Below are 14,883 nucleotides of genomic sequence, written 5' to 3' on the forward strand. Positions count from 1 at the left end.
CTCCGCCACCAGGAACCGTCCATGCTCCCCATACTTCTCCGCTTGCCACGCCTGGCCGGCCTGTGCCTGATGCTGGGCCTGGTGCCGGTCGCCCGGTGCGACGATGCGTCCGCGCCGCGACTCCCGACCCTTGCCGAACTGGTGGACATGCGCCAGGCACTGCCGGCCCACCCGCTGCGGGTCAGCCAGATCCTCCCCTCGCCGACGATCCCGGCGAGCCGGGGCAACGATGGCCTGGATGGCATTACCCGCGACTACCTCGACGTGATCAGCGACTTCCTCGACCTGCCCCTCGAAGAAGTGCCCTATACCTCGGTGGAAGACGCCATCGAGGGGCTGCGCACCGGGGAGATCGACATCCTGACGCGCGCCACCGGCTTCGAGCTGGATCAGCCGGGGCTGGCCGGCAGCCTCCCGTACCTGGACAACGAGCCCATCATCGTCGGCCGTGGCGATGACAACAGCCTGTCGCCGGACCTCAACGGCAAGCGCGTCGCCCTGCTCGACCATTACGCCAGTCTCGGCGCCGCGCGCCACGCTTTCCCCCACGCCGAGGTCGAGACGGTGCGCAGCACCGCCGAGGGCCTTCGGCGCCTGGCCGAGGGCCGCGTGGATGCTTTCATCGGCGACACCCTGCGGGCCGGTTTCGAGATGCGCGCCCACCCGCACCTGGGCCTGCAGAACAAGTTCGCCGCCAACCTGCCGTCACCGGGATTTGCCTTCGCCACGCGAGACGACAACCGCACGCTGCTGGCGCTGATCGACCATGTGCTGGCCACCACGCCGCCGGAGCGGCGCGACGCGATCCGCGATCGCTGGACCCGCTCCGGCGGCCTCTTCGCGCCGACCGGCCCCTTCGCCCTCACCCCCCGCGAGCGCGACTGGCTGGCACGGCACGACAGCCTCACGCTGATCGCCCAGGAGTTGCCGCCTTACCTCTACCGAACCCGTGACGGCCAGTGGACGGGCCTCAGCGTGAACATCCTGCGCAGCCTGACCGATGCCTTCGCACTGCGCCTGGACATCCTCGACAGCCAGTCCCCGGCGCTCGACCGGGAGTGGCTGGAACAGGACCGGGCCCAGGTCGCCACCAGCCTGCTGGCGGACGCCGTAGCGTGGCGCGGCATGGCCACCACCGACCCCTTCAGCGTGCAGAGCTGGACCTTCATCGTTCGCGAGCAGGCCAGCTCGCCCAGCTCCCTGGAAGCCATGCACGGGCGCCGCCTGGTGTTGCCGGGCAACCACCCGTTGCGCGCCTACGTCGAGCAACGCTATCCGGACATCGAACTGGTGCACACCGATACCATCGAAGAGTCGCTGCAACTGCTGGCGAACGGCCGCGCCGATGCGTCCCTGGCGACGCCCCAGGGCGCCGATCGCCACCGGCGCTGGCTGAGCAGCCACGGGCTGCGCGCCGGCCAGCGGATCGAGGCCATGCCCCAGCCGCAGATGTTCGTCATCAGCCCGGGGAGCCCGGAGCTGCTGGGCATCCTCAACAAACTGCAGAACTCCCTGGAACTGCCCGGAGAAACCGGCAACCGACTCCGGCTGCTGGCCGATACGCGCCACGAAAGGAGCCTGTGGGACAGCCTGCCCGGCTGGTTCTGGCAGTCGGCGCTGCTGGTGCTGGTCATTGCCGGGCTGTCAATGCTGTGGAACTGGCGCCTGCGCCACCAGGTGCGCCAGCGCCGCATCGCGCAGAACCAGTTGAGCGACCAGTTGGCCTTCCAGTTCTCCCTGCTCAACGGCCTGCCGACGCCGCTCTACGTGCGTGACCTGGAGGGCCGACTGAGCACCTGCAACCGCGCCTACGAGCAGTTCTTCGGCAGCTCCCTGGAAGAGCTGCGCGGCACCACGCCACTGGAGCAGGGCATGGAACCCCACAGCCAGGCGCTGGAACTCCAGCAGGCGTATGCGTGCCTGCTGGAGGACCGCCAGCCGCGCTTCCTCGACTGCTGCATCGAAGTGCGCGGTCAGCGGCATGACCTCTACCAGTGGCTGGTGCCCTTCTACAGCGCACGCGGCAAGCTGCAGGGCCTGCTCGGCGGCTGGATCGACATCAGCGACCGCAAGCAACTGGAGGACCAGTTGCGCGAAGCCCGGCAGACGGCCCTGGAAGCCAGCGCGGCAAAAGGCAAGTTCCTCGCCACCATGAGCCACGAATTGCGCACGCCGCTGAACGCCCTGGTCGGCCTGCTGGAACTGGAAACCGCCGGCCCTGGCCGAACCTCGGAGAACCTGCGCATCGCCCAGCAGTCGGCGCATTCGATGATCGACCTGATCGGCAACATCCTCGACCTGGACAAGATCGAGACCGGGCAGATGCAACTGGCCCCCCAGCCCACGTCACTGGAACCGCTGCTGCGGGGCAGCCTGGAGCTGTTCGCCGCCCAGGCACGGGAAAAGGGTCTCGCGCTCGAACTGGACTACCCGCTGGCCACTGATCGCCGCTACCGGCTGGACCCGCTGAAACTGCGTCAGGTGCTGCACAACCTGCTGGGCAACGCGCTGAAGTTCACTGCCCGGGGCCACGTGACCCTGGGTGTGACCGAGCGCGAGACGGAGCCTGGCCAAAGCCTGTTGACCTTCCAGGTGAGCGACAGCGGCATCGGCATTCCCCGGGATATCCAGCCGCGCATCTTCGAGCCGTACCTGCAGGCCCACGCCGAGGTGGCTCACCTGTACGGTGGTTCCGGCCTCGGCCTGAACATCTGCCACCGGCTGGTGGAGCTGATGGGTGGGCGCATCTGGCTGGACAGCGACCCCGGCCAGGGCTGCCGCGTCAGCTTCGAAATTCCCCTCGAACAGGCCCCGGACGACGCCGCCCAGCCTGCCCTCACCGAGCAAAGAGCGACGCCAGCCGCCAGCGCGCTCAAGGTCCTGATCGTCGACGACGTGTCCACCAACGGCCTGGTCCTGCAGCAACAGCTGGCCAGCCTCGGCCACCAGGGCACCTTCGTCTGCAGCGGCGAGGCCGCCCTGCAAGCCTGGGAAGACGGCGACTTCGACGTGCTGATCAGCGACTGCAACATGCCCGGCATGGACGGCTACGCCCTGGCCCGCGCCGTGCGGGCGCAAGAGCGGACACAGGGCCTCGAACCGCGACGCATCATCGGCTACACCGCCAGCGCGCTGGCCGACGAAGCGGCCCGCTGCCACGCAGCCGGCATGGACGAACTGATGATCAAGCCGGTGACCCTGGCCCGGCTGGACGAGGTCCTGGGCGACGCCCCGCTGCCGCAGGCCGCCGCCGCGGGCTTCGACCTGTCCCACCTCGAAGGCCTGCAGGGCGCCGACCCCGCCTTGCTGGCGCGACTGCTCGGCGAACTGCGCGGCAACCTGCTGCAGGAGCGCAACAGCTTGCTCGCTCCCCTGCCGGTGAACAATCCGCAGGCCATCGGCCAACGGGTGCACCGCTTGGGCGGCCTTGCCTGCACCATCGACGCGCCAGGCCTGATGCGCGCCTGCACCGACCTGCAGGTGGCCATGGAACAGGGCCCCGCCGCCCTGCACGAACAGCAGGCGCGCCTGCTGGACACCCTCGACGGCTTGCTGCGCGACATCGAGGCGCGACTCGCCCAGCGCTGACCGCCACACGACGGACCCGCCGCCTGGCGGGTCCGTCCCACCACCGCCACCCGCCTCGCCCTTTCGTACTCGTCCAATGGGACGACCGGCCGCCGCTCGGCATTCTGCACTGGCCCTGGACGCCAAGGGCGAACGGCCTCCCGCACCGCTCTCCCCTGGCATCCAAGGCGCAAACCCAAATTTCAAACTCACTGCAAGGTAAAGCAATGATCCTCTCCACCCGTACCCGGAGCCTGCGCAAACTGCCGCTGGCCATCGCCATCGGTCTGACCGCCCTGGCCAGCCAGCAAGCCTTTTCCCACGGCTATGTCGAAAGCCCGAAATCCCGCGCCCTCATGTGCTCGGCCAGCGGCGGCAGCCTGAACAAGGACTGCGGTTCCGTCACTTACGAGCCGCAGAGCATCGAGTACGCACCCGGCGTCAACCACCACCACAACGGTGCCTACTGCGCCGATGACTTCCGCAGCTGCGGCCCGGCCGACGGCACCATCGCCGCAGGCGGTATCGCCAACTTCGCTCAGCTGAACGAGCAGTCCGCCACCCGCTGGCAGAAGACCACCATCAAGCCGGGCATGAACGAGTTCGCCTGGAAGTACACCGCCGGTCACTCCTCGGCCTATTACCAGTTCTACATCACCAAGAAGGACTGGAACCCGAACCAGCCGCTGACCCGCGATTCCTTCGAGCTCACCCCCCTGCTGCATGAAGATGCCGGCGGCAAGCGTCCGGAATCCGGCAGCAACACCAAGCACAAGGTGAACATCCCCGCCGACCGCAGCGGCTACCACGTGATCCTCGCCACCTGGAAGATCGGCGACACCGCCGCCACCTTCTACCAGGCCATCGACGTGAACATCGACAACGACGGCGCCCCGGCTCCGGAGTGGAACATCATCGGTGCGGTCCAGCCCGAGCAGCTGCAGATCGGCGACAAAGTGATGACCCGCGTCTTCACCAACGCCGGCGAGCAGGCCGGTCGCCAGACACTGCTGAGCATCGACACCGCCGAACAGGCCCAGGCCAACACCTGGCCCTTCCTGCTGGCGCAGAAAGCCAACCAGGCCAACGCCGGCTACCAGATGGGCCAGCTGAACGCCGACGGTGAAGTGGTTCCGAACTACGGCACCAACAACGTCTACACCAAGGCCGACAGCGATGTCGTACGCGTGGAAATCCAGAAGGAGCAGCCGAGCGTTCCGGGCGAACTGAGCCTCACCGGCCTGCAGGACAGCTACACCCTGAAGGACGGCGCCGCCGACCTGCACTTCAACGCCATCGCCCAGGGCGGCAAGTACACCATCGACGCCACCGTGTTCAACGGCAAGGGCGAGAGCGTTGCCTACCAGCAGGGCCAGGCCGGCAATAACACCCCGCACTTCCACATGCCGCTGCGCGGCATGACCGAAGGCGGTTACGACCTGGTGGTCGTGGCCAAGCCGGAGAAAGGCGAGCTGCTGCAGCAGACCCACCACTTCACCCTGGAAGCCGAGGACAACGGCGGCGGCGAAGGCGGCAACGGCGACTACGACTTCGTCTTCCCCGATGGCCTGAAGAGCTACAAGGCCGGCACCAAGGTCCTGGCGAAGGACGGCAACACCTACGAGTGCAAGCCGTTCCCGTACAGCGGCTACTGCATCCAGTGGAGCGCGGGCGCCAACCACTACGAGCCGGGTGTCGGCTCCAACTGGCAAGACGCCTGGATCCGCAAGTAACCCTTAACGCAGCCAGAAAGAACGTGGCGCTTCGGCGCCACGTTCGTTTCAGGGAATCGCCATGACTCTCCAACCCTACTCGAAGCCACGCCGCGCACTGCACTGGTGCTTCGCCGTGGTCATCATCTGGGCCACCGTCAGCGGCTTCGTCAATGCCCTGGCGGACCTGCCCGAGGCCGTCCACGACGCCATCGCCTTCGTCAACGTTTCGCTCACCACCCTGCTGATCCCACTGTTCGGCCTGCGCCTGTACTACGCCCTGGCCCACCCCGCGCCGCACGATACGCTGCATGGCAGCCAGGCCGCGCACCTGCTGGCCCAGGCCGGCCACCTGGCGCTCTACGTGAGCATCGCCGTGGTGCTGCTGACGGGTGTGCTGATGATGGATCGCCCGATCAGCGTGTTCGATCTGGTGGTGTTCCCCCAGCCCTTCGACGAGCCGGTGCTCATCGAGTTCTTCAACCTTGTCCATCGCTATAGCTGCGCGGCACTCGCCTTGCTGGTGGCCGGTCACATCCTGGCGGTGGTGATCCACCAACTGAGCGGCCGCAACGTGCTCAAGCGCATGGTGGCGTGACCACCATGAAACGCGCCCTCCCCGCACTGGCCCGGTTGTCCCTGCAGCGTTGCCTGCTGCCCGCTGGCGTCGCCGGACTGTGCGCCTGGCTGGGCTGGCTCGGCCTGGACGGCTGGCGCTACCAGCAGGCTGTCGCCGCTCAGGTCGAACAGGCCGCCGCCGCGCCGCCCAAGGTGCAGCAGCCCCACACCCGACCGGACGACCGGAGCATCGCCGAACTGTTCGGCGCCGTGCCGCCGGCACCGGTCGAGGCGCTCCAGCGCGCCGTGCCGCTGACCCTGCTGGCCAGCCTCGCCGAAAGCCAGGCCACCGCCTCCCGCGCACTGATCCAGTCCCCGGAGGGCAGCGTTTTCTACAGGCTCGGTGATCGCCTGCCCGGCGGCGCCCAGCTCAAGAGCGTGCAGGCCGACCACGTGGTGATCCAGTTGGGTGGCCGCGAACACATCCTGCGCTTCGCCCGCTCGCAGGACCGCCTGCTGGTGCCGCGACCGGCCGCCAGCCCCGACCCACTCGCCGGAACCACCGGCCAGGGCGTATCGCCCTCGCCCGCGGAGACAACGCCATGAACCTGACCCGAATCACCGCTGCCCTGCTGATGCTCGGCACTCTGCTTTCCCCGTTGCCGACCCTGGCCGCCAAGGGCGCCGAACGCCAATGGACCCTGAACATGAAGGACGCCGAGCTGCGCGACCTGGTCAGCGAGGTCGGCGAGATCACCGGCAAGACCATGGTCCTGGACCCGCGCATGAGCGGGAAGGTGACGGTGCAGTCATCCTCCGCCATGGACCAGGATGGCATCTACTCGCTGTTCCTCACCGTGCTGCGCAGCCAGGGCTACGCGGCGCTCGACCAGGGCGATCGCGTGCTGATCGTGCCGGTGGCCGACGCCAAGACCAAATCCAGCGAGCAGTCCGGCGACGAGTTCGTCACCGAAGTGCTCGCCCTGCACAACGCCACCTCCAGCGAAGTGGCCGCCGTGGTGCGCCCGCTGGTGGCGCCGGACGCCTATGTGGCGCCGTCGGCCAGCTCCAACGCACTGGTGGTAACCGACAGCCTCAGCAACGTCGAACGCATCCGCCAGGTGGTCCGCGAGCTGGACAGCGCCGGCAGCCGCGCCTTCTCCACCCTGGAGCTCAAGCACGCCTGGGCCATGGACGTGGCCAAGACCCTGACCGACAGCGTCACCCAGAACGGCACCGGCCCGAGCAGCGCCAAGGCCATCGGCGATGCCCGCAGCAACCGCGTGATCCTCGTCGGCTCGTCCCAGGCCCGCCAGCAGATGGCCGAACTGGCCAGATCCCTCGACGTGCCCGGCAGCGCCAATGACAGCGCCCGCGTCGTGCGCCTGCACCACAGCGACGCCAAGCAGTTGGAAGAGCTGCTCAACGGCATCGGCAAGCGCATGGACGGCGGCCGCGGCAAGGACGGCGCCACACAGGGCGGCGGCGTGCTGGTCAGCGCCGACAAGAGCCAGAACGCCCTGGTGCTGATGGCCGAGCCGGCGCAACTGGCGATGCTCGACAAGGTCATCGGCGAACTCGACCGTCCACGCGCCCAGGTGCTGGTGGAAGCGGCCATCGTCGAGGTCAGCGGCGACATCAACGAAGCCCTCGGCGTGCAGTGGGCGGCCGGCGGCAAGCACGCGGCGGGCGGCACCCACTTCGGCAATACCGGCCTGTCCATCGGCACCCTGCTCAACCGCGAGCCGGGCACACTGCCGAGCCTGCCGGACGGCGCCATCATCGGCCTGGGCAGCAGCAACTTCAGTGCGCTGATCACCGCCCTGTCCAGCGACTCCAACAACAACCTGCTGTCCACGCCGAGCCTGCTGACCCTGGACAACGAGGCCGCGGAAATCCTCGTCGGCCAGAACGTGCCCTTCCAGACCGGCTCCTACACCACCGACACCGCCGGTGCCAGCAACCCCTTCACCACCGTGGAGCGCAAGGACGTGGGCATCACCCTCAAGGTGACCCCGCACATCAACGAAGGCGACTCGCTGCGTCTGAAGGTGGAGCAGGAGAGCTCCGAGCTGGCCACCGCGCCGGCCGGCGTCAGCACCAGCGACGTGATCACCAACAAGCGCGCGGTGAAGAGCACCATCCTCGCCGACGACGGCCAGATCATCGTGCTCGGCGGCCTGATCAAGGACAACGTCAAGACCCAGGTGAGCAAGGTGCCGCTGCTGGGCGACATCCCCCTGCTGGGCCGCCTGTTCAGCAGCACCAAGGAGATCAACGAGAAGACCAACCTGATGGTCTTCCTGCGCCCGACCCTGCTGCGCGACAGCGCCGACGGCCGCGACGTCAGCACCCGCAAGTACAACGACCTGCGCCAGATGCGTTCGGCCAGTGGCGCCGCCAACAAGCTCCTGCTGCCCAGCGACCAGCGCGGCCTGTTCGACGCCAGCGCCAGGGACGAGGTCGTCGACATGCGCAAGGAAGAGCGCCCATGACGCCGGTCACCCGCCTGCCGTTCAGCTATGCCCGGCGCCATGGCGTGCTGCTGGAGCCCGGCGCCGACGGCCCGATCCTCTACTGCCGCGACGATGCGCCGCTGGAAATCCTCGCCGAGGTGCGCCGCCACTGCGGTGCCCCGCTGCGCGCCCGGGTGCTGGACGAGGACGCCTTCGCCCAGCAACTGGCCGGCCACTACCGCGACGGCCAGGGCGACGCCATGCAGATGGCCGAGGGCCTGGGCGAACAGATCGCCGGCCAGGACGACCTGGCCAGCCTGGCCGAGCAGTTGCCGCAGACCACCGACCTGCTGGAGCAGGAAGACGACGCACCGATCATCCGCCTGATCAACGCCATCCTCGGCGAGGCGGTGAAGGCCAAGGCTTCGGACATTCACCTGGAAACCTTCGAGCAGCACCTCTCGGTGCGCCTGCGGGTCGACGGCCTGCTGCGCGAAGTGCTCCGTCCCCGGCGCGAACTGGCGGGGCTGCTGGTGTCGCGGATCAAGGTCATGGCCAAGCTGGACATCGCCGAGAAGCGCATTCCCCAGGACGGCCGCATCGCCCTGCGCATCGCCGGCCACGAAGTGGACGTGCGCGTGTCCACCCTGCCCTCGGCCCACGGCGAGCGGGTGGTGATGCGCCTGCTGGACAAGCAGGCCGGGCGCCTCGACCTTGCCCGCCTGGGCATGGCCGCGGCCACCCGCGAGCGCCTGGAAGGCGCCCTGCACCGCCCCCACGGGATCATCCTGGTCACCGGCCCCACCGGCTCGGGCAAGACCACCACCCTCTACGCGGGCCTCGCCAGCCTCAACAGCCTGACCCGCAACATCCTCACCATCGAAGACCCGGTGGAGTACCACCTGCCCGGCATCGGCCAGACCCAGGTCAACACCAAGGTGGACATGACCTTCGCCCGCGGCCTGCGCGCCATCCTGCGCCAGGACCCGGACGTGGTGATGGTGGGCGAAATCCGCGACCGCGAGACCGCCGAAATCGCCGTGCAGGCGTCCCTCACCGGCCACCTGGTGCTGTCCACCCTGCACACCAACAGTGCCATCGGCGCCGTCACCCGCCTGGTGGACATGGGTGTCGAGCCCTTCCTGCTCTGCACCTCGCTGCTCGGCGTACTCGCCCAGCGCCTGGTGCGGGTGCTCTGCCCGGACTGCAAGGCGGCCGCCCCCGCCGACGCCGCCGCCTGCGGCCACCTCGGCCTGGACCCGGAGGCAGCGCCGCTGCTGCACCACCCGGTGGGCTGCCCGAATTGCCAGAACAGCGGCTATCGGGGCCGCCAGGGCATCTACGAGCTGGTGCTGTTCGACGAGCGCCTGCGCCAGTTGATCCACGAAGGCGCTGGCGAGGCCGCCCTTACCCGCCACGCCCGCCAGCACGGCCACAGCCTGTTCGCCGATGGCCGCGACAAGGTGCTGCAAGGCACCACCAGCCTCGAAGAATTGCTGCGCGTCACCCGGGAGGATTGAGCATGGCCGCCTTCGAATACCTCGCCATGTGCGGCGCCGGGCGCAAGAGCCGGGGCGTGCAGGAAGCCGACAGCGAACGCCAGGTGCGCCAGATGCTGCGCGAGCGCAACCTGATCCCGCTGCAGGTCAAGCCGGCGCGGGGCAGCCGCCGCCAGGGCGCCGCGACTTCCGCCCGCGGCCTCGGCCCGGCCGAACTGGCGCTGCTGACCCGTCAGTTGGCCACCCTGGTGCAGGCCGCCCTGCCGCTGGAGGAAGTGCTGGCGGCGGTGGCCGCCCAATGCGAGAAACGCAGCCAGCAGAGCATGGTGCTGGCGATCCGCGCCCGCGTGCTGGAGGGCCATGGCCTGGCCCGCGCGATGGCCGACTTTCCCCGTGCCTTCCCACCGCTGTACCGCGCCACCGTGGCCGCTGGCGAGCGCGCCGGCCACCTCGGCCAGGTGCTGCTGCAACTGGCCGACTACACCGAGGCGCGCCAGGCCGCACGCCAGCAGATCCAGTTGGCCATGCTCTACCCGAGCATCCTGCTGCTGGCAGCCTTTGGCATCGTCGGATTCCTGCTCGGCTTCGTGGTGCCGGACGTGGTCAAGGTGTTCGTCGACAGCGGCCAGGAGCTGCCCGCCCTGACCCGAGGCCTGATCGCCAGCAGCGCCGCCCTGCGCGACTACGGCCTGCTCCTGCTGGTGCTGCTCGCCGCGCTCGGCGGCGCGGCGCGGCTGGCGCTGCGCAAGCCGGCCTTGCGCTTGCGCTGGCACCGCGCGCAATTGCGCATTCCGGTGGTCGGCAAGGTGATCCGCGCAAGCAATTGCACCCGCTTCATCAGCACCCTGGCGATCCTCGGACGCAGCGGCGTGCCCCTGGTGGACGCGCTGGAGATCGCCGCCGAGGTGGTGGCCAACCAGCAGATTCGTACGGGTCTGAAAGACGTGGCGCGCGCAGTGCGAGAAGGTGGCGGCCTGACCCGGGCACTGGAGCAGAGCGGCCACTTCCCGCCGATGATGCTCTACATGATCGCCAGCGGTGAGCGCTCCGGCGAGCTGGATTCCATGCTCGACCGCGCCGCCCGCCAGCAGGAAGCGCAACTGGCCAACCGCATCGCCATGCTGGTGGGCCTGTTCGAGCCGGCCATGCTGGTGTTCATGGGCGCCAGCGTGCTGCTCATCGTGCTGGCGATCCTGATGCCCATCCTCAGCCTCAACCAACTCATCACCTGACAGATAGGCATTGGCATGCAACAGCAACAACGGGGTTTCACCCTGATCGAAATCATGGTGGTCGTGGTCATTCTCGGGGTGCTCGCCGCCCTGGTGGTGCCGCAGATCATGAGCCGGCCCGACCAGGCCAAGGTCACCGCCGCGCAGAGCGACATCAAGGCCATCGGCATGGCGCTGGACATCTACAAACTCGACAACCACAGCTACCCGAGCACCCAGCAGGGCCTCGACGCCCTGGTGAGCAAGCCGTCCGGCACCCCGCAGGCGCGCAACTGGAACCCCGACGGCTACCTCAAGCGCCTGCCCGTCGACCCTTGGGGCAACGCCTACCAGTACCTCGCGCCGGGCAGCGAGGGCAACGCCTACGACCTGTTCTCCTTCGGTGCCGACGGTCGCGCCGGCGGTGAAGGCCTGAACGCCGACATCGGCAACTGGGGCCTCTGAGATGCGACGTCGAGCGGCAGGCTTCACCTTGCTGGAAGTGCTGGTGGTGATCCTCGTGATCGGCCTGTTCGTCGGCCTCACCTCGCTGGTGCAGGGCGACACCGGCGGCCAGCAGGCACGCCGCGAAGCCGAACAGCTGCGCGGCCTGATCGGCCTGCTGCGCGAGGACGCGCTGCTCAACCGGCAGGCGTTCGGCCTGCGCATCGACCCCGAGCGCTACCAGGTGCTGCGCCTGGACGAGGAAGGCACCTGGCAGCCGGCACCCGGCTACCGGGAACAGCGCCTGCCGGACAGCCTGCGACTGCGCCTGGAGCTGGACGACGAAACCGCCGGCCTCGGCGACGCCGGTCGCCGGCCCATGCCGCAGTTGCTGGTACAGCCCAGCGACGAGGTATCGCCCTTCACCCTGCTGGTGGAATACCGGATGACCCCGGTCCTGTCGCTGGCCAGCGACGGCCTGGAGGAGGTGCGCCTTGAACCGGTCGAACCCTGAACAACGCGGCTTCACCCTACTGGAAGTGATGGTCGCCCTGGCCATCTTCGCCACCCTGTCGGTGGCCCTCTACAGCGCGGCCCAGCATGTCGCCGGCAACAGCGCCGGCCTCACCGAACGCAGCCTGGCCCAATGGCTGGCGGACAACCGCCTCAACGAACTGCGCGCACGCATGAAGACGGCCGCCACCGGCCACGCCGAAGAACGCATCGCCTTCGCCGGGCGCGACTGGCTACTGGAAAGCGAGATCGGCCCAGCGCCGGACCCGCAGCTGCTCAAAGTCAGCCTGGCGGTGAAGGTGGACGCTGCCCGGCCGGTGCGCCGCGCGCAACTGGTGGGCTTCATCGAGGCGCGGCCATGACCCAGCGCGGCTTCACCCTGCTGGAAGTGCTGATCGCCATGGCGTTGTTCAGCCTGCTCGGCCTGGCCTGCTACCAGTTGCTGGAGCGGGTGACCCACAGCGAGAAGCGCATCGCCCTGCACGAGCAGCAGCTACGACAACTGCAGCGGGCACTGGGCCTCTTCGAGCAGGACCTGGCCCAGGCCATCGCCTACCCGCTGAGCGACGACCCCAGCCGGCGCCAGGCGCTGATCGGCCGCGCCGACGGCCTGCGCCTGGTGCGCGGCGGCTGGAGCAATCCGTTGCAGCAGCGACGCGGCGAGGTGCTGGAGATCCGCCATGACTGGAGCGACGGCCAGTGGCTGCGCGAGTACCGCGGCCAGCCGGGACGCGAGCTGGAAAACAGCGAAAGCCATGCGCAACGCCTGCTGGACGGCGTCACCCTGAAGCGCCTGCGCTACATCGACCACGAAGGCCGCTCCTACGGCGGCTGGCCGGTCGGCAGCTCGCCGCTGAGCCTGCCCCAGGCACTGGAACTGGAGCTGGACGTGCCCGGCTACCCGGACATCCGCCGCGTCGTCCTGCTGCCCGGATACCCCGGAGCGGACGATGCCTGAAGTTCGGACGCAACGGGGCGTGGCGCTGATCAGCGTGCTGCTGATCACCGCCCTGGTCACCCTGATCGTCAGCGACATGCTCGCCCGCCAGCGCCTCGCCGTCGCCAGCAGCGCCAACCAGCTCGCCCATCGGCAGCTCTGGCAACTGGCCCTGAGTGGCGAGGCCTGGGCCCGCCAGCAATTGCTCGCGGACCTGCGCGAGGCAGACAGCCTCAAGCGCGTGCACCTCGCCCAGCGCTGGGCCCAGGGCCCCCAGGCGTTCGACATCGAGGGCGGGCATATCCGCATCCAGCTGGAAGACCTCAGCGGCCGCTTCGACCTCAACACCCAGCGCCCCGGCGGCGACCGTACCCAGCGCGCCCGCTATCAGCGCCTGCTGGCCCACCTGGAGCTGCCCGCCCATGACCCGGCGAGCCTGCCGGTGCGCTTCGCCAACGACGGCAAGCCGCTGCCCTTCGCCGACAGCAGCGAGCTGATGCGCCTGGAGCCGCTGGACGCCGCCGGCCTGCGCCGGCTACAGCCCTGGCTACGCACCACGGAGGGCGCGCTGAACCTGAACACCGCCCCGGCCGAAGTGCTGGCCGCCCTCGAAGGGCTCGACCCCGGCGTCGCCCGGGCCATCGTGCAGGCACGGCCGGCCGAGGGCTACGAAAGCGTCCAGGCGTTCATCGAGCAGCCCCTGCTGCAGGATCGCCAGGTCCGCTCCCTGGGCCTGGGCGTCACCAGCGAATACTTCCGCGCGACCCTCGATGTCGAGCTGGGCGGACGCCGCCTACGCCTGATCAGCGACCTGCACACCAGCCTCGAAGGCCGGGTGAGCGTCCTGCGCCGCATCCTCGCCGCCCCCGTCCCCACCATTCCGGAGTAACCCACGTGCAAGCCTGGCTCTACCTCAGCACCCCCGCGCCGGCCGACGGCGACTGGCCATTGACCTGGTGGCGAACCGGCGGCGATGCCGTCCAGGGCGACCTGGTGCAAGCCGCCGCCGACCTGGCCGGCCTCGAACTGACCCTGCTGCTGCCGGCGGAAGCCGCCAGCCACCACGAAATCGACGTGCCCGCGCGCAGCGGCCGCTGGCTGCGCCAGGCGATCCATTCGGCGCTGGAAGACAAGCTGCTGGACGACCCGGACAACCTGCACCTGGTGCAGGGTCCGCTGCGCGAGCGGCGCCACTGCCGGCTGTTCGTGCTCAAGCGCGATTGGCTGGGGCAAGTGCTGGAACGCCTGGCCGGCCACGGCCTGGTCCCCGCGCGCGTCCACATCGACGCCGACTGCCTGCCGGCCGATCGCCCCCTGGCGCTGTTCTGCGCCGGTCGTTGGCTGATCGGCGGCGCGTTGCCGCAACGCCTGGCGCTGGGCGCCGACGACCTGGCCGACCTCAAGGGACGGCTGCCGGCGGCGCTGGACTGGCGCGAGGACACCCCCTGGGCGCTGCTGGCAGAAGGTTCGCGGCAGGCACTCGACCTGCGCACCGGCGAGTTCGCCCTGCGCCCCCGGCGGCGCGTGCCCTGGCGCGGCCTGGCGCTGCTGGTGGCCCTGGGCCTCGCCGCGCAACTGGTGCATGACGTCGGCAATCGGCTGCTGCTGGAACAACGCACCGCTGCCCTGGCCCAGGACAACCTGGCCACCTGGCAGCAGCGTTTTCCCGACCAGGGCCGGGTGGTCGACCTGGCCCGTCAGGTGCGGGCGCGGCAGCAGCAGGCCGGTCAATCCGACCTCGGCCTGGCCCACCGCCTGGACAACCTGGCGCGGCTCTGGAAATCCAGCGGCGGCGGCCTGGCCGAGGTCGGCCGCCTCGACTACCAGGCGGGCGAAGGCTGGACCCTGCGGGTCAGCGCGCCCGCCTTCGCCGACATCGAACGCCTGCGCGAAGGCCTGGTGCGCCAGGGCCGTATCGTGCTGTCCGACTCCGCCGTGCGCGAAGCCGATGGCGTCAGCGCACGCCTGCAAATAAAGGACTGAACC

The 14,883-nt window shown here is 69.3% G+C and carries 13 protein-coding genes; all 13 read left to right on the plus strand.

The window, feature by feature from the left end; all coding sequences use genetic code 11:
- Nucleotides 1-21: 21 nt before the first annotated feature.
- Nucleotides 22-3,588 (plus strand): ATP-binding protein, encoded by a 3,567-nt coding sequence (locus tag PJW05_RS23400; RefSeq protein WP_271409319.1) that lies wholly within the window; start codon nucleotides 22-24, stop codon nucleotides 3,586-3,588.
- A gap of 206 nt (nucleotides 3,589-3,794) precedes the next feature.
- On the plus strand, nucleotides 3,795-5,300 hold the full coding sequence (gbpA, locus tag PJW05_RS23405; protein ID WP_271409320.1) for an N-acetylglucosamine-binding protein GbpA: 1,506 nt from the start codon (nucleotides 3,795-3,797) through the stop codon (nucleotides 5,298-5,300).
- A 61-nt stretch (nucleotides 5,301-5,361) separates the two neighbouring features.
- A complete protein-coding gene (locus PJW05_RS23410; RefSeq protein ID WP_271409321.1) occupies nucleotides 5,362-5,877 on the plus strand; it encodes a cytochrome b in 516 nt (171 codons plus the stop codon).
- A 5-nt stretch (nucleotides 5,878-5,882) separates the two neighbouring features.
- Nucleotides 5,883-6,443 (plus strand): type II secretion system protein N, encoded by a 561-nt coding sequence (locus PJW05_RS23415; protein WP_271409322.1) that lies wholly within the window; start codon nucleotides 5,883-5,885, stop codon nucleotides 6,441-6,443.
- Nucleotides 6,440-8,332 carry a type II secretion system secretin GspD gene (gene gspD / locus PJW05_RS23420; protein WP_271409323.1) on the plus strand — a complete coding sequence of 631 codons (1,893 nt, stop codon included), beginning with the start codon at nucleotides 6,440-6,442 and terminating at the stop codon, nucleotides 8,330-8,332. Before PJW05_RS23415 ends, gspD begins: the two co-directional genes overlap by 4 nt.
- Nucleotides 8,329-9,813 (plus strand): type II secretion system ATPase GspE, encoded by a 1,485-nt coding sequence (gspE, locus tag PJW05_RS23425; protein ID WP_271409324.1) that lies wholly within the window; start codon nucleotides 8,329-8,331, stop codon nucleotides 9,811-9,813. Before gspD ends, gspE begins: the two co-directional genes overlap by 4 nt.
- Nucleotides 9,814-9,815: 2 nt before the next feature.
- Entirely contained in the window at nucleotides 9,816-11,024 is a 1,209-nt protein-coding gene (gspF, locus tag PJW05_RS23430) for a type II secretion system inner membrane protein GspF (protein WP_271409325.1), read from the plus strand.
- A 15-nt stretch (nucleotides 11,025-11,039) separates the two neighbouring features.
- Nucleotides 11,040-11,468: a type II secretion system major pseudopilin GspG gene (gspG, locus tag PJW05_RS23435; protein ID WP_271409326.1), complete on the plus strand. Its 429-nt coding sequence runs from the start codon at nucleotides 11,040-11,042 to the stop codon at nucleotides 11,466-11,468.
- A 1-nt stretch (nucleotide 11,469) separates the two neighbouring features.
- Entirely contained in the window at nucleotides 11,470-11,961 is a 492-nt protein-coding gene (gspH, locus tag PJW05_RS23440; RefSeq protein ID WP_271409327.1) for a type II secretion system minor pseudopilin GspH, read from the plus strand.
- 28 nt (nucleotides 11,962-11,989) lie between these two features.
- Nucleotides 11,990-12,322 (plus strand): type II secretion system minor pseudopilin GspI, encoded by a 333-nt coding sequence (gspI, locus tag PJW05_RS23445; protein WP_442969271.1) that lies wholly within the window; start codon nucleotides 11,990-11,992, stop codon nucleotides 12,320-12,322.
- Nucleotides 12,319-12,918 carry a type II secretion system minor pseudopilin GspJ gene (gspJ, locus tag PJW05_RS23450; protein WP_271409329.1) on the plus strand — a complete coding sequence of 200 codons (600 nt, stop codon included), beginning with the start codon at nucleotides 12,319-12,321 and terminating at the stop codon, nucleotides 12,916-12,918. The genes gspI and gspJ overlap by 4 nt, the downstream gene beginning before the upstream one ends.
- The gene (gspK, locus tag PJW05_RS23455; RefSeq protein WP_271409330.1) at nucleotides 12,911-13,786 is read left to right on the plus strand and encodes a type II secretion system minor pseudopilin GspK; all 876 of its coding nucleotides are present in this window, start codon (nucleotides 12,911-12,913) and stop codon (nucleotides 13,784-13,786) included. Before gspJ ends, gspK begins: the two co-directional genes overlap by 8 nt.
- Nucleotides 13,787-13,791: 5 nt before the next feature.
- Nucleotides 13,792-14,880 (plus strand): type II secretion system protein GspL, encoded by a 1,089-nt coding sequence (gspL, locus tag PJW05_RS23460; protein WP_271409331.1) that lies wholly within the window; start codon nucleotides 13,792-13,794, stop codon nucleotides 14,878-14,880.
- Nucleotides 14,881-14,883 lie beyond the last annotated feature (3 nt).

The organism is Pseudomonas sp. Q1-7, from assembly GCF_028010285.1.
Taxonomy (GTDB): Bacteria; Pseudomonadota; Gammaproteobacteria; order Pseudomonadales; family Pseudomonadaceae; genus Metapseudomonas.

Bases quoted from the DNA above. Each gene is read 5' to 3' on its own strand.
- PJW05_RS23400 (WP_271409319.1), top strand. From the start codon at position 22: ATGCTCCCCATACTTCTCCGCTTGCCACGCCTGGCCGGCCTGTGCCTG.
- gbpA (WP_271409320.1), top strand. From the start codon at position 3,795: ATGATCCTCTCCACCCGTACCCGGAGCCTGCGCAAACTGCCGCTGGCC.
- PJW05_RS23410 (WP_271409321.1), top strand. From the start codon at position 5,362: ATGACTCTCCAACCCTACTCGAAGCCACGCCGCGCACTGCACTGGTGC.
- PJW05_RS23415 (WP_271409322.1), top strand. From the start codon at position 5,883: ATGAAACGCGCCCTCCCCGCACTGGCCCGGTTGTCCCTGCAGCGTTGC.
- gspD (WP_271409323.1), top strand. From the start codon at position 6,440: ATGAACCTGACCCGAATCACCGCTGCCCTGCTGATGCTCGGCACTCTG.
- gspE (WP_271409324.1), top strand. From the start codon at position 8,329: ATGACGCCGGTCACCCGCCTGCCGTTCAGCTATGCCCGGCGCCATGGC.
- gspF (WP_271409325.1), top strand. From the start codon at position 9,816: ATGGCCGCCTTCGAATACCTCGCCATGTGCGGCGCCGGGCGCAAGAGC.
- gspG (WP_271409326.1), top strand. From the start codon at position 11,040: ATGCAACAGCAACAACGGGGTTTCACCCTGATCGAAATCATGGTGGTC.
- gspH (WP_271409327.1), top strand. From the start codon at position 11,470: ATGCGACGTCGAGCGGCAGGCTTCACCTTGCTGGAAGTGCTGGTGGTG.
- gspI (WP_442969271.1), top strand. From the start codon at position 11,990: ATGGTCGCCCTGGCCATCTTCGCCACCCTGTCGGTGGCCCTCTACAGC.
- gspJ (WP_271409329.1), top strand. From the start codon at position 12,319: ATGACCCAGCGCGGCTTCACCCTGCTGGAAGTGCTGATCGCCATGGCG.
- gspK (WP_271409330.1), top strand. From the start codon at position 12,911: ATGCCTGAAGTTCGGACGCAACGGGGCGTGGCGCTGATCAGCGTGCTG.